The sequence below is a fragment of the Ferrimonas kyonanensis DSM 18153 genome (genome assembly GCF_000425405.1).
Taxonomy (GTDB): Bacteria; Pseudomonadota; Gammaproteobacteria; order Enterobacterales; family Shewanellaceae; genus Ferrimonas; species Ferrimonas kyonanensis.
In genome coordinates, this window is sequence record NZ_AUDJ01000029.1 from 1 (window position 1) to 19,622 (window position 19,622).

Below are 19,622 nucleotides of genomic sequence, written 5' to 3' on the forward strand. Positions count from 1 at the left end.
AGTTGTCGCTCCCTTCGCGGGAGCGTGGATCGAATCCTGGGCTGGAGCTATAACGGAGCCGAGTAACAACCATTCACCTAATGCGGTTTTACAACTTTTTATGCTCTGTATTTATCCCTTGGAACGCGTAGTCTCCAGATCAATAAAGTCCGTTATCAGTTCGTCGATTTCAGTAAACACATCGTCATCAGCGTCAACGTCAATATCCCAGAGGCCAGGCCAGCCACGCCTTTCCTCTTCAATTTTCAGCACCCAAACCCGATGGCCTGCACGCCGGTATTCATCAAGCCTCTGAAGCAACTCAATAAGTGCTGCTGGTGCTGGCTCGTCAACCAGAAGCCGAGTGTCGGCCAGCAGTTCCGATAAATGACGTAGGCTCTCTCGTGTCGACAACATGTGGGCTCTTCGCCTCCTAAAATCAGCAACTGTAAATCACTTAGTGATTTGATACACTGTACGGCATAATCACAAACTGGGCCAGCTCATGAATGCCACGCCGAAATACAAAATCAATCAGCTTGATGACCTACTTCTTCTTGCCAGCTATCTAACTGGCAAAAAGCAGGACCGGTATGCCTCGGACTATGTGCGGTCGCTAGGTTCGCACGATCAACTCAGCCTGCTGTCCGATCCAATTCATTATGCGGTGGAACATGGTATCACTACACTACCGAACGGTGAGCAGGTAAAGGGCATCAATACCACGGGGTCGAGGATCCACTCCTTTGGCGTCAATGGTAGCCAAAGCGCGGTTCGCAAGGCGCCTCTGTCTGTGCTGCAGGTCATAGCTGACAACATACTTGTGTATCTTAACGATGCGGGGCACAAGCGTGCCCTGCAAACTCTGACCATGCGCCGCAGCCGGGCTGGCGGCGGCCAGGGTCACTCGCTGGCCTGCTCCAAGGTTAATGCGGTGCGCTTCAGCGCCCTGCTAAAGGAGCGAAAAATCGCAGACCCAAAACTGACGGGCAATAAGCTACTGGCCCAGATGATGGATCTCCTTGAGGCATCGGGGAAGTAGCGGCCCGACAGACAGGCTAGCTGTGCAGTAATAGGCTTGGCGTAATCCCATACGCCAGCCGTCCAGGGAAGCTCCTCGACCTTTCAAAACTACCTACCTCGCAGTTGAAAAACCGTGTCTCAGCGCATCTCCAAAGTCTTGCCTTCTGATATTGGCGTGTGTCATTACGCTAAATATACGCTTGATGCGTATGGTGTTTGCGCTAATGATTACTCCATCTGAAGAGTGGGCCCCTCATCAGTAAGTGCGCAGACTGTTGCGCTTCACTTAACCGAACCTTGCATGAGCAGGTAAGGATGCACTATGGCTAAATCAGCACCGCCGAATGGCCCGTCAAAGACCGGTCGCCCCTCTGGCAAAGGCCGAGGCAACAACAAGCCGTCTAAGTAACAGACGCACAGCATGATATTGACCCAAGGGGGAGTCCGTTCCCCCCTTTTATTGAGACGTATTGAAGATGGAATTTACCCCTCACACAGACCGCAGCCAAGAACGCAAAGTAGACCGCACACGCACCAGCCTGGTGATTAACCATGTAAGAAACTTTGGCATCACCAATGCAAAAATCGCCGAGATGATCGGCGTCAGAGAGTCTCGGATATCAGAGGGCGCCCGGCCGTCCGACGGCGATAAGAAGGGCTGGCAGCTGACAGAGGCGGAGTGCAACTATCTGACCGCCGAATTCGGCGAGCCCTTGCGCGAGCCAGGCGAGCTCATAGAGGCGCAGGTGGTCAGCATGACCGGCAATAGCGCCTATGAACTCACTGCAGCCATCCTTGGCTGGAACTTCCGAGACCGGCAGGTCATCGTTCCGGCTTTGCTGGGCGAGTGGGAATACAAAACAGAGACGACAAAAATTTTGGAGGCCTCATTTAGAGAGCCCCATTCGTTTGAGCAGTGGTATCACGGTGAGGAGTTAATGAAGTGGCTAACGACCTATCTGCCACTGGACAAAGCGCCGGCGGATTTGCCAGATGATCACGCAGAAGCAGCCAAGCGCAGCTTCCTGGAGACACTCCAGTTACAGGGCTACAGCAAGCAATTTCGCGGCGGCAATTACGACTATGGCCTGTGGAATGAGATCCATCTATTGATGGTTCTGGCTGCCTTGCGTGTCCTAGTGAACGCCCATAAGCCAGCTTCTGACACTGCCCTGACCTTCCTCAACGATGTCGATAAGATTCACTGTGTTGAAAAGACAGAGCTGGTGATGGCGGCTGACTGCATTTGGAGTAATGAAAAGCTATATTGTGAGCGACTAAACCCGGTGAGCCTGCTTGATGAAGTCCTCGGATGCGTTGAACGGGACTCCTGCCATTTGGCTTGTGATGACCAAGTCGGTGGCCACAGTGTATCTGACTTTTGGAACGACCTCGCAAACCACGGGTCAAGGGCATGCCAGGATTGCAGCCTCAGACTGTTTCTCAGTAAAACTAACCATTACCACCTGCTTCTGGAGAAGGTTAATGGCCCCAAGTGCACCTTGTTACTGAGTGACATCAAGCCTGCGGCTTTCTTTGGTCTTATCGAGTTTCTCAGTGGGGGTAAGTTTGGCCTCCCTGCCAGTCAACTCTGGGACATCCGCAAACACATTGCTGCAAGTGGTGGTTACCTGCCGGGCGTAACTGTCGTTAATTAGCTACTAACGGCGGAGAGAGTGTCACTCGGACGGGTCACACGGTATATCTGCCAACAACAGCAACAGATGCGACAGCAATCTGGCCGTAACGAGGGGGCAAGGGGAATGCTCGCCCCTTCTTTTCTTGAGTCGTTGAGGCTTGCTAGCCACCAATCAAAAAGGCAGCAAAGGGGCCAAAGCAGCGTCGATAACTGCAGCGATGGGGATGAACATCGGCTTAATCTGACTAAAACCAGGTATCATCAGAGGGATTTCATGAAAACGCTCACCCAGGCCCAGCAGTCAGTAATCGAGTCGTGCGATGGCCACAACATCGTGTGCAGCCTACCTGGGAGCGGTAAAACCGCCACCATGGTGGAGTGCGCCATGGGGTTGCTGGCCAATTCCTACCACCAACTTCTGCTGGTGACCTTCACCAATGCCGCGACCGAGGAGATGCGCCATCGTCTTTTCGAAAAGCTTCCCCAGCAAGAGAGGGGCAGGGTGCGCATCGTCAACTTCGACAAGCTGTTCGTCAGCCTGTACAAGGCCCAGCAGCGCCAGAGCCAGCAGAGGCTGTGTGTTGGCGTCGAGCAGTGGCAGCTCATTGACCGTGCAGTGCAGGAGTCGGGTATCCGGACCGGGTTTGGGGAGATGGGGGACATCAGCCAGGCCATCGACAAGTTCTCAAGGCAGCTTGAGCCCAAAGACGACGGCAGTGGCGATGGTCGCTATTTTAAGGTGTTCGAGACCTACCGGACCCTCAAGCAAACCTTCCTGAAGGTGGATCTCAACGATCTGACCGCGGCCGTGCTGGTCATGACCCAGACCCAGACCCGGCAGCTGGCTCCGCTGGAGTGCAGTCACATCCTGGTGGATGAGTTCCAGGACGTGTCGGCCCAGCAGCTTGAGTGGTTGGTGCTGCAGGGGCTACAAGGCAAGAAGCTCATCGCCTTTGGGGATGACGACCAATCCATCTATGGCTGGCGCGGCAGCTGCGGTTACGACGCGTTCGTGCGGCTCCAGGAGACCTTCGGCAGTGCCGGCCATGTGCTCGACACCTGTTTCCGCTGCACGCGGGAGGTGCTCAGTGCCGCGGCTCAGCTGATCACCCACAACAAGGACCGCATCGACAAGCGCTTCATCTCCGGCGCCGGCTCCGGGGGCAGGGTGGCGCTGTTTGGCCGGGACGGAGAAAACCGTGTGCCGCTGACACAAGATACTTTTGGCGTGCTTGCCCGAAACAACTCGCTGCTCAAAGGTCTCCATGAGGCTCTGCAGCGCCGCGGCATCCCGGCGGAACTGGGACGTGAACGGAGCGTTCTCGATGATCCAGAGGTCAATACCGTGTTCCGGGTTCTCCATGTCATTCGATATCCCATGAACACCCCGTTTCTAGGTGATGTCCTGCTGTCACTTAAGGTACCTCTTGACCAGATCAAGCCTATCCTGCTCAGTGTGGCGGAATCGGGCTGGTTCCAGTTGCCGCTTAAGGGCTGTCCCAGCGCCGTAAAGAAGCTCTACGGTTTCAGCAATAACTGGCGCCATACCGTGAGAGATCAAGGCAGCTGGAAGGAGCGGCAGCGGCAATTGGCGGGCATCATGCCGACGGCCAGCCTCAAACGCTCGGTGGACAGGGTAATGAACCTGATGGCAGCCAGTGGGGACGACTTTTGGCAGCAAGCCGAAATCTGGTTGCGGCGTCTCACCCAAATTCGCAATGCACAGAGTGTGGAGCGGGCCCAGGTGGAGCTGCGCACCTTCCACAGTAGTAAAGGGCTTGAGTACGACAGAGTGATCGTGACCCACCTGCAAGAGAACATCATCCCGGGCCTGGATGACTCAGGGGATTCCGAGCTCTATCACTCTCAGCTTGAGGAGGCGAGGCGGCTTCTGTTTGTGGCCATGACACACGCAAAGCACTATCTGGGCATGTACTGCTACGGCATGGGGGAGGATGACGCCAAGGGCCCAAGTCAATTCATTACCCAGCTGGCGGCCGATGGTGGATATCCGCTTCGGGAGCTTGACGGTTCTGCGGCCGACTCAGCAGCGCTTGCCCTGCAATAGCCAGGCAGCGTTGGGGAATAAGCCTTTGTTTGTTCAGGCAGCACACAAAACATCCCAAAACATTGTTGATTTTATGGCCAGACGCGTTAGGCTTTTTACTACCGCCAGAACATGGTTCCGCGGTACCTCTTCGAAGGGTCACGCTGGCGCAGGAAGCGCCCAACACACCCCACGCAGATTGTCACAAGGCGCTATAGCACCTTGAGCACCCGAAACCCGGGCTGACAATATTGCGGCGTTTTTGTGTGCGTGACTCTCCCACCAGATTTTTTGCCGCTCATTGTAATAACGACCCTTGGTCCTTATAACCGTGATCGGTTGCTCGGCCCAACATCTACATTAGTTGTTGGTATCAGGCCATCCGGCCATCACCCTCTGGGGATCAACTCCTCAGGGACACGATCTCCAATATTTTGGAGATTCAAATCATGGAATTCATCATTCTCATTATCGTAGGCGCAGTTCTGTTTTTCGCTATCGACCAATTCCGGATAAGGAATGATGCCGATCGCATTAAACAAGTTGTCGAAGACTTAAAAAATGACCCTGCCGTTGCCTTATACGCAGAGTTCCACCCTGATATTCTGGACCTGAAAGTCGATACATTATCCAGAGACATTGAACGCGCTCGGAATAAAGCTAGAGATTTCGTAGCTCGTTCTAGCTACTCCATTCCATTAACCCATCTCGACCAGTTCCTGGTTGATCGGGCTGAGTGTCACCCATCCTCCAAGTTTTTGGAGTTCGATGAGGTTGGCATCTCGGGGATTACTGCGGGCACCTATATTCGTCAAGGGAATATCATCGCCCAAGTACACAAGGGCAAGCTGTTTATCAACCCAACTTTTGCTAATCAGTTTGCTTCGTAACCGTTAGATTCACCTCATCCCAATGGGAGATCACTCCCATTAGGGAGCGATCTCCTTTGTCTGGTTTCACCAGTGGCGCGATTCAACGCAGCTGATGAAATAACCCTGTCCACAAGGACTTTTCGAGGCAATGCCTCAGTTGAACGGGGTAAATCCCCAAGGAGATCGTTATGCATATCCAATCCATCAATACCGTAAACCTGGCTGGTTACATTGGTTCAGTAAACATCAGTCAAGGTCAACATGGTCCTTTTGGCACCATTTCCATTTCGTACACTGATTCATGGAAAGATAAAAATAATAACTGGCAAGAGAAGACGCATTACATTGACGTCGCCGTCGACGGCAAGCGACTGCAGAAGTTGTTTGCTCAACTGCAAAAAGGGGATTTTTTGGCCATTGAGGGCAAATTGATCCAGGAGCAGTGGCAGGACAAGCAGTCAGGCGCGAACAGAAGTGCTCTCAAGGTTCGGATGCTCAGTGTCGTTACTCACCTGCCCAAGGTGGCCAAGCAGTGCCTGCAACAGAACGGGCTGGCCAAGCAGCCCAACCAGAACGGTAATCAGCAAGGTGGCGGCTTCCAAGGGGGGCAGCAAGGCGGTGGTTACCAGGGTGGCCAGCAAGGCGGTGGCTACCAAGGTGGTCAGCAAGGCGGCCGTAACAACATGCCTAATCAGGGCGGTTACCAATAACCCCTAATTATTTCTCAAAGCCTCCTTCGGGGGCTTTTTACAGTGCATTGATTGGCAGTGTGCTGTAAGAAGCCTTCGAAGGAGTGTCATCATGGAAAAGTTCTATTACTGCTATGTAATGTCGGTGGCCATATTCTACGCTTACCGGCATTTATTGCACGTTTTACAGGCTCGTCATTTGCGCCAAAGGCAGCAGCAATTGCATCGCATGGCGTGGTATCGGAGGCGAAAATGGGCAAATCAGTGACATCCTCCCCGCAGTAATTGATTATAGAGTAAAAATCATGTCTATTTGTGCGTGAGTGGCAGGCCTATACTAACAACATTTATGCAAAGGATTACAAGCGTACAGACTGTGTATAATTGTGTGTACGCTTTTTTGTCCCTAAAGGCCTAGTAAGGCGATGGCCTCACGCGTGAAACCATTACCCTGCAAAAAGGGTATTTAGGAGAATGATGGTAAAGTAAAATAATAAAGCCACTGCTGACGCTCACATAGGTCACTACTCGCTAGGCATTTATGATTTTTCTTGACCATTGGTATCACATACACAAAAAGTCCCTTCTTAACTCGTTTTTTGCCACCACAATCAAAGGGACTAAATTTATTCGATCAGTTGCGATTTAATGCTCTCTATCTGCTCAAAAACCCACTTTCTTGCAAGAAACAGCTCACTTTGTTCTCCTGCGCCTGAGGGGGCCCACTCAGAATCAGACCTTACCATCGCTAACTCTTTTGCCGAGACATAAAGCTTTATTAACTGCTGACTATTATCTTCATCACGAACTGAACTGTAATATTGGCACCATTCTGCAAACAGCCATATCCATAAAGAAACCTTCAAGGCATCATCCCATTTGGACCAATTAGCACTGCTAGCCAATGGCTGTCGAATTATTTGCTGTTGTTTTCTTATGACTCTTTCAAAGTTTTTGAGACACTTCTTTTGGTGAGCTTTTGAGCTTTGTGTCCATAACCAAGCTGCAATGTTGGTCAATTCGCCTTCGCGGGTGGAACTGAACAAACGCGAAGTTGTGAAGGTTTTAAGTTCGAGTAAATTAATAAGCTCCTCATGCCAAATCTGGCTAGCATCTCCGAAAGTTACTTTGTCACATTCGATTAGAGGGGCAAGAACTTTGCGAGAAATCCAAGGCTCGGCCCAAGACAATTGCTTCATATGTCCTAGCATCGATTTAATTGTATTTCTCAATTGGGTTATATCTAACTTCTTAGGAAGATGTTGTTGAAGTTCCTTAACCAATTCATTGAATATCTCCGTATCTTGTTCAATATTTGAATGGCGATTTATCAACCAACCAATAAATATGCATTTCTCATGAGTTGGTAAAGTATCAATTATGCACAGGTCACTTGAAGAGATGACTTGGTTCTCAAGTTCACACCATCCTAGCCACTTCAAAAAGTCGTTATTACTGCTCAAAAGAGCTTTTAATTGAAAATCACTCGTCTGTTTAAACTCAATTGTCTGTGAGATCTCTCGTAGTATCTGCCCTAGCACAGATAGGCGCATACTGTCTTTCTCAGCAAAAATTTTGTTTAGTTCCTGCGCCTGAGCCTCCACAATCTTAACTAAGGAAGTGGGAACATATGCCCACATATACTGAATGCAGAAGTAATCTCCCCAAGTAATAAGTGACTGTTTGATCCCTAGTGAAAAATGGTGGGGTGCTATTGAACTATATAGAAACTCTGGTAACGTTTGGTGGAAGTAACTAGGGGAAATTACAGAGAGTTCATGTTTGTTGCTTTCGTCATTAACTTTGTTGAATGTTGCATCCAAAATGTTCTCAAGCGAATTCAAAAATCTCGTATTAGATGAGAAGTAATCAACATCGTAGCATTGAGAGACTGTACGGGATAAGAGTTCACCGATCTCTCCCCAGTAAATACTTAAATCAACCTTAGATAAGTCAGTAGCATCTATAAAGGTCTTAAGCCCACTAGGATCTATAGATTGAGAGAAATCATCTTGATATAAATTTTGTTCTCTTAGCTTACTAATTAGTTCATTCCCTTTCAGTCCTTTTAATAACGGTTCATTAAGCCAGTGGGATAAAATGTCGCCTATCACATCACTATCAAAGAGCTCATCTCTTTTCCTTGGCTGAGCGGGGCTCAACTCACATGTTTTTGAGTTGTAGAGATGGGAGACTTTATCTTTAGAAGCAGATAGTAAGTTGTTCTTGTACTCAACAACCTTATACAACACATCAATAGGGATCGGAGTAATAAGTAAAGGAAAGTTCTTGTTAGCGCTTTGGAAGGAGTTTGATAGATGGTAACCTTTGACAGGAAGTCCATTACCGTCTGTCATTAGTATGTAGCGATCGTGTAAAGTGCCATCACGAACGCCATAAATATTTATTGTCTTTTGCTGCATTCGCTTGTGATTATGGCTGCACGCTCGCAATAATGTTTCAAGCCCTTTAGTTGTTGTGTCACCCTCTTTCTGATGATTCGTTCTAAAAATCGTGTAGTCAGAATTAGGAGCTGAACTCAATAGTATTAGAGCTAATCCTGCGTCTTCAAAATATGGATCAAAGATCGTAATTGAATTGTCTTGATTGGTTTGTGCTAGATCTTTAAACCATTCAGTGAATTGCAGCCTCCCCTCACCATTACTCATACCCAATGTAGGGAAGAAAGCACCATCTGACCTTTTTGGATGGATGCGGTCAAACATTTCTCTTAAGGAGCGGTTTATCGTAACCCATGAGTCTGTTTTCCTAGTCGTCACATTGTTTCGCATAGGAAAATTGTTATTTATCGATAGTACTTTCGCAACACGATCTGATACCTGAGGAGTTTGAGTTTTCTCTAACCACTCAAATTTATTAAACTCAGAAGATCCATTGACCATACTTAGTTGAAAGTTCAGGTCCCTAATAAAGTGGGAAGTCCAACGATCACAAAGAATTAGCTCATCTTCCATATCATTTGTGGCACCATAAATATCTAATGATATCGAGTCGGCAATGGAGTGAAGAGCTGTACTAGTCTCGAAGGTGCATTCATAGTTACCATCGTTATTTTGTGTAGCCCTCTTAATTGATGAATATAGAATTTGTCCGTCGTTCTCAATACGGAAGTTGAACTGAAATCGAGTGTATTGACGAATCTGAGTTGGTGTTAAACTAACATGAAACTTATTTTTGTCATTCGACCATCGAGCACTCTTTAATGACCTCTCTTGCTCGTTAATTGAAGGGAGAATCATGAGTTCAATTTCACCAAACCTTTGTAAGTCATGGTCCTCAAACTTAAATCCAGTATCTTGGTTTAATTGATCAATAACCATCGCAGTTAAGTTGGCGTTATAGTTGCCTTGAACAACAAATAGTTCTTTCTTATTGCTTTGAATAATAGAGGAACTTACCCCTCCAGCCCCTCCATGAGGGCTAGAAATAGTCCCCGCCGGACGAGCATCCTGATTAATCAAATATGCGAGAGGCTTATATATAAGCTCTTCACTATTAAGCTTCACATCTCCAAATAGATCACCAATCTTTTCCTGACCAAAGCTCAGTCCACATGTTTCGTTAATTTTTCGAAGGGTGTCTCCTGAACAAAGTCTCTCAATAACACTTTTGGCTTTAGTTCCCTTTACATACAAATTAATCTTTTTGACTTGAGCTCGGTAACTTCCGAAAGTCTTAAAGTTGTCATTGTCACTAAATGACCACAAGTCATTATCAAAGTTGTAAGGTAGTAGCCGTCCATAAATGACTCGATTATCAACAAATTCACTACCTTCGATTCGTAACAACCATAGCTGTAGAGCACATGAGTACTTCTCTGAAAATAAACTTTCTATGCGTTTATCGCTCAAGATAGAGTCAAGTTTGAATGACAAAGTGTCTTGACTTTTGGTCATGGTTGTCCATCCCTACTTGGTGATTGGATTGTTAGTGCCTGATTCAAATAATATATGGTGTATGCGTGTCAATGTATGACCAGCTTCACGTTTTTTCATTGTATTAATGCCGAAAACTAGCCATCTGATTGTTCGGTGGTCGTGTAGGTTAAGACGTTGCCAATTTAAGGAACAAGACCACGATGCATTAGTCCATTTTATAGGAGAGCAAACTGGCGGTAAGAAGGTTTGGGGCAGAAATGAGTTTGAAGCTGCTAATTCAACAGTTCTTTCAGGTAGCTATTCCGCTGATAAGTGTGACTAGGTGCTTCGGTTATCTGCTTCAGATCATCGCTATTACCAACGATATGAATTTCACGTTCCGCCCGGGACTGCTTCGCAGTTGGCGCTATCCCTCTCAGCCCTGAAGTACGGGGTTTCTCGAGCAATTCAGATGAAGTGCTGGTATCACTGTCAATTTGATTATTGAAGCCACGCTCAAGCCCTTAGTTTCTGAGGGTTTGAGCATGGCGTTACTCAGCCATGAAGATTTCAAGATTTTACCTTCCCCCTGGTTGTGTTTGTGAGCTTTGCTCACCGCTCTTTACTGAGTGATGCAAACAGAGGAAAGTAAAAGAGCCATGCGGCGGCCTGTTGCTTGGCTATATCGCGGTCCTTGTGATCGTCTCAGTTGGGAGTATTCGTCTCCCGCTGGGGAAACCAATGCTCCTTTTTTCAACTAAGGAGTTAATTATGTCGAAAAGACATACACAAGCTCACCTGATTAAGCGGCGTGTTTCTGCACTGTCTCGAAAAGGCCGATGCATAAATACCACTAATGCCCAACAACTGATTGTTCGTGTCAAACGTTTGGAGCGGCAAATTGTTGGCATTTAACTAATCAACTCATTCCTATTCCCACGCGGGGTTTTGCTCCCGCATGGGGGTAATCTCCGCGCCAGTTTCGGAGGTTACTTATGGGAGTCATCACTAAAAAGCAGCAAGCGCGATTAGTGCGTGAGAGACGGGCCTTTAAGCCCAGAAAAAGAAAGGTTTTTAACCCTGAATGGGATGACCCAAACGACATCGCGCATCCGCTGGATGACGATATCGTTCAGACGTTGCGCAAGCAAGAGAAATGTACAGATCTGATTGATTTGTTTTCCCAGGATCTGGACCCCCACGTGGGCGAGTTCCATTTCCGCTGGAGTGACGAAGACATCAGGCAGCTGTGGTTTGGAATCATTGAGCGATCGCTCAAGTTGTTGCGGGATGTGGCGCCTAATACCGACGATCACAATACCGAATGGATTTGGTGGTTCAGCTTACAGGCCAAGTATGTTTGCGCCTGTGTCGGCTTTGACCACTCAATCTTCCTCCGTGAGTTGATCGGCCGTTTTGGCATTCCATCTGAGTCAGAACTGCTTGCAGCAGGCTGGAATGGCGTAGTTCCGTTGTACTGGGATTTGCCGTTGAGCATGCAGGCTGTAAGCACCGGCAGTGGCCTTGTCTATCCTGACCACGATTGTTACTAACCCAATTCAACCCTAACGGGATCCACTCCCGTTGGGGAGTGATCCCTTCATACCTTGAGAGGATCCAATTATGTCAGCAGCACAAAAGCTAAAGCCCGCGGTTTCAGGTGTCGATGCGTCCGACATTTTCCCCGATGCATTTGAGGTAAACGAAGTCAGCTTGCCCATACCTGGACAGCGAAATCCGCTTGCACCGACCTCCAATATCTTCTACTTCCCTGAGAACGCCCTGCTGCGCCGATGCCTGGCATGGGCCTACGCTCCGGTTCGTCGCCGCCCTCTGGGTTTGGTTGGTGAAACTGGCACAGGGAAAAGCGAGATGGCGTTTTACCTGGCCGACAAACTCAACATGGCACTGCACCTGGTTAAGATTCACGGGGACCTGAACCCCGCTGAGTTTGAGTGCGAAAAGCAGCTGGTTGAGGAAAATGGTCAGGTGGTCACCCGTGAAGTGATGGGGGCAGCAGTGTTGGCTTATCGCGACGGCGGCATCTTGCTGCTCGACGAGCTTGATAAAGCGAATGAGTCGTTGCAGGCCTGTATGCACCTCTTGCTGGAGGGCAAGCCATGGCCTTTGGAGAGCGGCGTGGTCATCTACCCGCACCCGGAATGTCGAATCATCTGCACGGCCAATACCACCGGTAGTGGCGACAGTTTGCGCTATACCAGTTCCAACCGTCTCGATCAGGCTCTGCGAAGCAGGATTGGTTGGTTGAGGGTGAACTATCCGTCCCAGGAGACTGAGCATAAGATTTTGAATGCCCAGTTTGCACAGCTTCCTCTGGCGCTTCGCCAGAAGATGCAATTGACGGCCATAGACCTGCGTAAAGCGGTGCTGGGTCCTGAGATGGATGGCAACTGCGACAATCCTATCGGCGCCGTGTTTTCGACGCGGGTGCTGGTGGATTGGTGCTTCTATACCCTGGCTTTTGGTCTGAAAGCGCCCATAAGGGACGCCTACGACTTTGTCTTCGGTGAAAGCGTTGATGACATGGACAAGGAGATTGTCGATGCCGTAATTCAGCGTCGCTGGGACAAGGAGATGGCTCTGACCACCAAGGAGGTAGTGGACCGCTACGCAAAAAAGTAGCGGCGCCCACAGCGCAAACGATCCCAACACCATCTCGAACGAACGGTGGGGTGTTTGAGGTCGTCCAATACGCTGATGGGCGGATGTTGGCATGGGCTTATGAGCCGGAGCATCACGTGGCCGGCGCGCAGGTACATGTCCCTTGCTATCGCTCGGAAGGCCGTGACCAGAAGTTGGTCGAGGAAACGCGTGTGGCCACCAGGCTGCCAGCTGACTTCGACCCTTCGAAAGACAGCTATCACCACTTTCGAATCCATGACCCAAGCACCATGACGCCCCTGCCGTATAAGCCGCACCCAATCACCTCTGATGTGAGCGGGTGCGTTTATGAGGTATTGGAGGCTAAAGAACGCAATGGGCGGGTGAAGCACTGGGCGATAGCGCCAGGTCAAAACGGCAAGGTTAATGTTTGGTACAGAAACGACCAGACAGAGGGTAACTGGGTGTTTAACTGCTTAACGGGCAGTATGTCTAACCGTATCAAGGCAAAGGAGTCACGCGGTTACTCCCGCACGCAAAAAGTCCTGGATCTAAAGGCGCTCTTGAGTCTTTAGCCGATTATTTAACCCTGAGGGGATCACCCCCTCAGTGGGGCTGATCCCCATTTTTTACGAGGATCAGCACTATGACAGCTTTAAACAATGCATCAGCCAACGCTCAGTCGATGACCAACAAACTGCCCGCGCTCAAAGAGGGTGCGTGTCTGATGGTGGTCAGTGTTAACGGAGGGTGCGGCGAAGCCAAGTTACCAGAGGGCAAGATTTTGCTCGACGGGGTACAGGTAGAGTCAGCACATGTTAAATCGGGCACGGTTGAGTGGTTCCCAACCGAGAAGCTCAAGTTTGTTTCCAAGGCGTCAACAGCCACATCACGGGCGCTGAATGAATATGGCGTCGATTTAGGTCGATGCTGCGTGTTACCGCAAGACAAGCTAGAGGAGCTTTTGCTCAAGCTGGGCGAGATCGAGTCTGAGTTTAATGATTCCGTAGGGGATTTAGAACAAAGTTTCGACACCTGGATGGCGGATTACATCAACGCCAACCCAGAGATTGCCCACTACATCAAGGCCCTTGCCTGCAGTAAGGATCAGTTCGTAGCTAAGTTTCGGTACCGGATCTTACCTCCTATCGCCATGACACTCGTTAGTGAGGACTGCGGCGATATCAAGGAGGTGAAGGACGATATCAGCTACAACCTGACCCAGGAGCTGCATGTCTACGCCGCAAAGCTGTTCAGTTCGATCAGCGGCAAGGACAAGATGCACCGCAAGTTGCTCAGCAATTACAAAAAGATGATGTCAAAGCTCTACAGCTTTGGTTTTGCCGACCTGAAATTGCTGAAGATCTACGATGTGATGGATCAGGAGCTCAACAGCTTACCTCAAGCCGGACCCATTGATGGCGACGCCCTCAATCGCATGGTTCGCTGGGCGGGGGTGCTGGCTTCTGAGGCGTGCCTGGAACTGCACCTTTCGGGGCAGGATCAGCTGGCGCAGAGCCCGAACGTCACGGCCGGCTCGACCAGTTCATCGGCAGATTCAACTGCTAATCAACCAGCCAAATCGGTGCCAGCAGCTTCAACGCAAGCACCATCTAATGCAAACACGCCATTAAGCCCTGCTGTACAGCAAGGCTCATTTGGTTTTTCCAATTTCTAATCACCCGCCCCCCTTATTGGGGGGCAAATCCAACCGAGGATCCAGTAATGAAAGTTACTATTGCAAGGAAGGTAAATGCCCTGCTGCGTGTCATGTCACCTCAAGCTTCCATTAAGGTGGTTTTTGGCCGTGGCGCGTCAGTCAGTTTCGCGAAAGATGTTCTTACGTTGCCAGTGATTGATTTTAATGACGCCGACCAGCTTCGCCTGTTGGAAGGATGCATGGATCATGAAATCGGCCACGTGGATGAAACTGACACCGCGGCAGGCAGGGAGGCCGTTCGCTTATATCCTCCCGTGGTTAGAGATCTTTGGAATTGCATTGAAGATGTACGCATGGAGAAGTGTCGCATCGAAAAGTGGCCAGGCAGTCGTCGCAATCTCTCAGGGCTGGTAGACCAAGCCATCAAGCAGGACTGGTTCGCAGTGCCCGATGAGAGTCGGGTGAATTGGTTGCTGATTTCGAGCCTGCTTTACCATGGTCGTACACATCACCTGCAGCAAGACCAGTTGCGTGGCTTTAACGATGTCGCCCAGCGATTGCTGCCGCGGTGCTTCGCTCCAGAGGTCGTAAGCGCCATTCAGTCGGTACACGCTGGCTGGAGTGATCTGTCGTCCAGTTTCGACTGCCTGGAGGCTGCGGTGTCTGTCTACAAGGCACTGAAGTCATCCACGGAGTGCTCCGAGGACGATACCCAAGATCCTGGCGACGACGCTGCCCCTGGCACCGGCGGTGAGTCCGGTGACGCCGATGACCAGCCCGAGGACGCCGACGGTGAGTCCGGTGACGCCGATGGCCAGCCCGAGGATGCCGACAGTGAGTCCGGTGACGCCGATGGCCAGCCTGAGGATACCGATGGTAAGTCAGACGGCGCCGACGGCGTGCCAGATGATGCCTCCGGCAATGATGGCAGCGACCAGCATAAAGCTCGTAACGCGGCTGAGGTGATAGAGGCTGACGAAACGATGCCGGATCTTCATGATCTGGTGCGGGGTTTGTTGGAGCAGCACCACAGCGAACTCAATGCCCAGGATCGCTTACACCCCTTGATGCCTCAGCTCGAAACGGTCTTCTGTAGGCCGGGCCGAGTCGAACTCGACCAGGCTGTCGTCTCCACAACCAGACAGGTGTTTCAGCAAGCCATGATTGCTAGGCGGGCTAAGCCCGTAAGGCATGACCGGCGAGGCACCCACGTGAACCCTAACAGGTTGGCAGGTATTGGCTGTGGCAGACTCGAAGTGTTCAGGCGCCGGCAACAGCGCAGAGATGTAACGGGTGCTGTAGGGTTCGTGGTTGATTCATCATCGAGTGTCAACACCAGTCAAATGGTAGAGATCAACAAGCTGGTACTGTCCATGACCACTGCCATCACTGGTTTGCGTGGTTTGGACGCTGCTGCCTTGTACTATCGGACCAGCCAAGACTTCCAACATGAACTCACCCCTGAGCGTGATGCCTATCTGGCGCTGAGCTTTGGCGACAAGGTTAGGCCTGATCGCTTTGGGGTATGGTCGAGTGGTGGCACACCAACGGGCAACGCCATGATGACCATGGCCTACCAGCTTGCTGGTCAGGAGGTGGACAAGAAGGTGATGATTGTCGTCACCGACGGCGAGCCAGACAGTCATGAGACCGTTGAACAAGCTTTGGCGCTTTGTGCTGACCTCGGTATCCAGGCTTTTTGCCTCGGGTTTAACGATGCGGTTCAAGGTGGTTTTGACGATGCAGACTATGCCTTCATCGGCGAGCATCTTGAGTCTGCTCAAGCAGTAATTCGGACCGAGTTGAAGCGGCGTTTGTTCGCCTAACACTAACACACCCATGCGGGGACACCCCCGCATGGGGGCTGTCCCCTTTTTTATCGGAGGCAGCTCACTGCCTTCACCTGCGGGTATCGCCAATGAGCTCGCTTGGAGCTTATTGGGATACCCGTAGGCACCAAATTGGAGGCAGTTATGCAGAGTAATAAAATTCAAGTAGCTAAGGAGCTAATCGACCGAAACGGTGGCATGGAAGTGCTGTTTCACTCGGCATTTCCAGAGTTGGATCTCGCCATAAAGCGTGCGCCTGCCCAGGTGCCGTGCCCGAAAACTGGTGAAGGCAATACGCGCTTTCGTCTGTTCCGGGATTGGCGAGAGACTGGAGGTGGCCGCACCAACGATGAAGTGATGGCTGATGTCATTGATCTCGTCGCCTATCTACGCGATATGAGCAAAGGTCAGGCGGCGGATTGGTTGATTGACTACTTCGGTGGCAATCGTGACATTCAAGTGCCCAACAGGGTGCGTCGACCCGTTGCTTATTGTAGTGAGGCAGAGGTCAGCAAACGTATCGGTCACATCAACAAGTTGAGCGCCAAGGCGGTCAGTGCAAATCGTGCCGACCCGGTACGGCTGTATTGCCAGCACCGCCGAATCGACTTTCCTGTATTACCGAGTTGTCTGGGTTATTGCGAAGATACCTACCATCCCATACTGAAGACCTCTTTGCCGGCGATGCTGGCTCAGGTGGTCAACAAGGAGGGGTTGCTGGTGACGCATCATCGCACTTACATCACCCACGATGGCTACAAGGCGCCTATTGATCCTGAAGTTCAGAAGCTGATGATGCCCAGCGCCAGCACGCCAAATGGCTGCGCGATTCGGTTGTTTGAATCGTTGCAGCTGGCGGATGGGAGTTACGCAGTTGCATTGAGCGAAGGGATTGAGACGGCGATGTCGATGACCAAGGTCACCGGTATTCCATGCTGGGCCGCAATTAGCAACACCATCTTGGAGAGGGTAGAGCTGCCAGATGATATTCGCCATGTGTTCATCATGGCGGATCGCGATCTGAACCAAGCAGGCTACAACTCCGCGGTGGTGTTGATGGAGCGGCTACAACGCGCAGGCCTCAACGTGGAGATCTATCTGCCACCTGAGGAGTTCCGGCCGGGGGAAAAAGCCGACTGGAATGATGTGCTGCGTGATGGCTATCCACACTTGTTTCCTTACTATCAAGAGGCGGCGTAACCCTTCGGGGTTACCCGCTCCACACATGCACCCTAAGGGTGCATTCCTGAGTGGGTTCATACAGCCCGTTTAGAAATGCATCAGTTTTTCCCTGCTCCGCATGAGTCATTTGGCCCCTGGCCAAACTTCTTCTTGTTGAGCAAGCACGACCCAACTGCAGCCTGTAGTTGGTTATTCACACCAGGTCTTTTTAAGGCCGCACTCACCCCGCATAGGGATCACTCCCTATGTCGGGATGTGATCCCTTGATTTTTTAAGGAGATCACATGCAACAATATCAGAAGGTGCTTTTTCACCGTCTTCCTAAACCAAGCCATTGGGCCCTTGAGGTCAATGGTGAACTCGTTGGTGCAGCCAGGTTCGTTTGGATCTTAAAGCGAATCTGCTACTTGTACTGTCAGCGGAAAAACATAAGGCCTCGCCAGATCAAGGCCTATCGCTGCACCAAAGCCGGTGCACGCCTCATCAACTCAGATACCCCCATCAAGCACGTCCGCGTCTATCCAGGTGCGATCCTGCTGGTGGGTACCTCGCTGGCGTCTAAGCCAGTGTTGTCTGACGACATCTCACTCTACGTTTAGGAGGTTCCTATGTTCGTTCTCGAAGCTATTGGCTTGGACCGTTCTGGTCCCACTATGCGTAGCCGCAAGAAAACACTGGCCAGCGGACGCGACATGGATGCGGTGATTGAGTACGCCAGTAAGTATTGCGGTGACATTACTCCAGCCACCACGTTCCTTCCGATGCTGTTGCGCATAGTGGACTCCGAAGGCCGTTTGGTCTGCGGTGCCACTGTGGATAAACAGCATCGAGTTCTGTGGACATCACCAATCCGTGATGAAACCGCTCGGCAAGCGCTGCGGCGCGTCATGAGGCGCTGTAACAACTTATATCGAAGGTCAAAATTATCCCTCACCTTGGTTGCCCCGCAATACGCAAACGTGGCTGCCAGTCTCGCATCAAGTCGTTAATTTATAGGAGTTAATTTATGCACTCGGTTCTTGATTTAGCCCACATCGGTGACGTGTGTTGCCAATTAAACGCAAGTGAGCGTGCTGCGCTGCTCGCCAAGCTTGATTTGACTGAGGAAGAGGTGCGCGAGGCTTCAGAATCATTGGATTTTCTGTTGACCGAAATCCCGGCTGAGAAGTACGCGCTATGAACACATCAACCGTCCCAGTAATCTTGATCCCCGTTAATGAGCGTCATTACTTGGAGGATTCGGTAATCAACCCAACAATCTTGGCCGGCTTAGCGGTCCATGAGCATGGCGACTATGGCTTTTCGGTCATCGTCCCAGACCACCAGCGAATCTGTAGCATCAGCGAGATAGCACCTGTACTGGGGGCTTACCTGGCCGAGGCTTTAGACAACGGCTGCAAGTGGTTAATCATGGAACTGATTGATTAAGCAGTGCCGTCAACCCTTACGGGGATCTATCCCCGAAAGGGGTAGGTCCCTCCACAAGAAGGATCGTCTTATGAACACAATCAACGGAATTTCCCAGGTTTTACCTCATTTCAACTCTGCACCTTCTGCGCTGGTAGCCGTTCGACTGAAGCGCCCAGCATTTCTGCAGGTAGCGTCATCGGTCGCAGGGGTTACTGCTACCTGGTACAGCTGCTTCGGCATCGAGAACTTTGCGCAGCATCGAGCTCGCAACGGGTTTTATAAAATCGAGGCGGGACAGATTACCAAGATCAGTGAGCATGAATTTGAACAGGGCATCGCCTTGGTCGGATTTTCAGCGTGATAAGGGGGCGGTATGTTGAATCATGACAAGACTGTGATGCAGGGGTTCTGTATGTTGTACCAACTGGACATCGATGCTTGGCCAAAGACAATGCGCCAGTTCGAAGCACTGTGCCGTAAGCAGCTTGGTATCGAGCGTGCGGAGCAAGCCATCGCTGACCTGAGGGAACTGCACTGCCGGTTTGAAGTGGGCCCAGATAGCGATGGTGTCGTTCTGTTGCCGGGAATGACCGAAATAGACACCGCTGAGCACGGCGACATTCAGCTGGCTTTCAACCGCAAGTATGGTGGCAGAATCCGCACCTTCAAAGCACCGGCCGCCGGTCAACTGGTTGCGTTTTTCCACGCGGCCATGAAGAACCCGCAGGTGGTTAGTATCAACATCTGATCATCTTTAACCCTACTGGGGAGTGTCCCCAGCATGGGGCACCC

Annotated in this window: 19 protein-coding genes; 17 read left to right on the top strand and 2 right to left on the bottom strand. The window is 50.7% G+C overall.

Going from position 1 to position 19,622, the window contains the following annotated elements; all coding sequences use genetic code 11:
- Window positions 1–111: 111 nt before the first annotated feature.
- A complete protein-coding gene (locus H598_RS0110760) occupies window positions 112–396 on the bottom strand; it encodes a hypothetical protein (RefSeq protein ID WP_028113024.1) in 285 nt (94 codons plus the stop codon).
- 88 nt (window positions 397–484) lie between these two features.
- Here H598_RS0110760 and H598_RS0110765 point away from each other — a divergent pair, with 88 nt between their 5' ends.
- From H598_RS0110765 to H598_RS0110785, 5 genes are all read left to right on the top strand, one after another.
- Window positions 485–1,021 (top strand): hypothetical protein, encoded by a 537-nt coding sequence (locus H598_RS0110765; protein ID WP_028113025.1) that lies wholly within the window; start codon window positions 485–487, stop codon window positions 1,019–1,021.
- 457 nt (window positions 1,022–1,478) lie between these two features.
- On the top strand, window positions 1,479–2,660 hold the full coding sequence (locus H598_RS0110770) for a hypothetical protein (RefSeq protein ID WP_028113026.1): 1,182 nt from the start codon (window positions 1,479–1,481) through the stop codon (window positions 2,658–2,660).
- A 255-nt stretch (window positions 2,661–2,915) separates the two neighbouring features.
- Window positions 2,916–4,709, top strand: a complete 1,794-nt coding sequence (locus H598_RS0110775) for a UvrD-helicase domain-containing protein (RefSeq protein WP_028113027.1) — start codon at window positions 2,916–2,918, stop codon at window positions 4,707–4,709.
- Window positions 4,710–5,137: 428 nt separating this feature from the next.
- Entirely contained in the window at window positions 5,138–5,578 is a 441-nt protein-coding gene (locus tag H598_RS0110780) for a hypothetical protein (protein WP_028113028.1), read from the top strand.
- Between the two features lie 170 nt (window positions 5,579–5,748).
- Window positions 5,749–6,270, top strand: a complete 522-nt coding sequence (locus tag H598_RS0110785; protein WP_028113029.1) for a single-stranded DNA-binding protein — start codon at window positions 5,749–5,751, stop codon at window positions 6,268–6,270.
- Window positions 6,271–6,875: 605 nt separating this feature from the next.
- Here the strand turns inward: H598_RS0110785 and H598_RS0110795 are convergent.
- Window positions 6,876–10,166, bottom strand: coding sequence for a VPA1262 family protein (locus tag H598_RS0110795; RefSeq protein ID WP_028113030.1), 3,291 nt, complete (start codon window positions 10,164–10,166; stop codon window positions 6,876–6,878).
- A 956-nt stretch (window positions 10,167–11,122) separates the two neighbouring features.
- Here H598_RS0110795 and H598_RS0110805 point away from each other — a divergent pair.
- The 12 genes from H598_RS0110805 to H598_RS0110860 all read left to right on the top strand — a co-directional run bounded on the left by H598_RS0110805 (window position 11,123) and on the right by H598_RS0110860 (window position 19,578).
- Entirely contained in the window at window positions 11,123–11,680 is a 558-nt protein-coding gene (locus tag H598_RS0110805; protein WP_028113031.1) for a hypothetical protein, read from the top strand.
- Window positions 11,681–11,750: 70 nt separating this feature from the next.
- Window positions 11,751–12,770 carry an AAA family ATPase gene (locus H598_RS24040; protein ID WP_084144425.1) on the top strand — a complete coding sequence of 340 codons (1,020 nt, stop codon included), beginning with the start codon at window positions 11,751–11,753 and terminating at the stop codon, window positions 12,768–12,770.
- 50 nt (window positions 12,771–12,820) lie between these two features.
- Window positions 12,821–13,324, top strand: a complete 504-nt coding sequence (locus H598_RS0110815; RefSeq protein WP_028113032.1) for a hypothetical protein — start codon at window positions 12,821–12,823, stop codon at window positions 13,322–13,324.
- A 71-nt stretch (window positions 13,325–13,395) separates the two neighbouring features.
- A complete protein-coding gene (locus H598_RS0110820; RefSeq protein ID WP_028113033.1) occupies window positions 13,396–14,427 on the top strand; it encodes a DUF3150 domain-containing protein in 1,032 nt (343 codons plus the stop codon).
- A 47-nt stretch (window positions 14,428–14,474) separates the two neighbouring features.
- Window positions 14,475–16,235, top strand: a complete 1,761-nt coding sequence (locus H598_RS0110825) for a vWA domain-containing protein (protein ID WP_028113034.1) — start codon at window positions 14,475–14,477, stop codon at window positions 16,233–16,235.
- 147 nt (window positions 16,236–16,382) lie between these two features.
- Window positions 16,383–17,438 carry a toprim domain-containing protein gene (locus H598_RS0110830; protein WP_028113035.1) on the top strand — a complete coding sequence of 352 codons (1,056 nt, stop codon included), beginning with the start codon at window positions 16,383–16,385 and terminating at the stop codon, window positions 17,436–17,438.
- Window positions 17,439–17,704: 266 nt separating this feature from the next.
- On the top strand, window positions 17,705–18,019 hold the full coding sequence (locus H598_RS0110835) for a hypothetical protein (RefSeq protein WP_028113036.1): 315 nt from the start codon (window positions 17,705–17,707) through the stop codon (window positions 18,017–18,019).
- Between the two features lie 9 nt (window positions 18,020–18,028).
- The gene (locus H598_RS0110840) at window positions 18,029–18,409 is read left to right on the top strand and encodes a hypothetical protein (protein ID WP_028113037.1); all 381 of its coding nucleotides are present in this window, start codon (window positions 18,029–18,031) and stop codon (window positions 18,407–18,409) included.
- A gap of 17 nt (window positions 18,410–18,426) precedes the next feature.
- Complete coding sequence (locus H598_RS26490; RefSeq protein WP_156897000.1) at window positions 18,427–18,600, top strand: hypothetical protein; 174 nt, start codon at window positions 18,427–18,429, stop codon at window positions 18,598–18,600.
- On the top strand, window positions 18,597–18,848 hold the full coding sequence (locus tag H598_RS0110850) for a hypothetical protein (protein ID WP_156897001.1): 252 nt from the start codon (window positions 18,597–18,599) through the stop codon (window positions 18,846–18,848). Before H598_RS26490 ends, H598_RS0110850 begins: the two co-directional genes overlap by 4 nt.
- Window positions 18,849–18,918: 70 nt before the next feature.
- The gene (locus H598_RS0110855; RefSeq protein WP_028113039.1) at window positions 18,919–19,191 is read left to right on the top strand and encodes a hypothetical protein; all 273 of its coding nucleotides are present in this window, start codon (window positions 18,919–18,921) and stop codon (window positions 19,189–19,191) included.
- Window positions 19,192–19,203: 12 nt separating this feature from the next.
- A complete protein-coding gene (locus H598_RS0110860) occupies window positions 19,204–19,578 on the top strand; it encodes a hypothetical protein (protein WP_028113040.1) in 375 nt (124 codons plus the stop codon).
- Window positions 19,579–19,622: the final 44 nt, after the last annotated feature.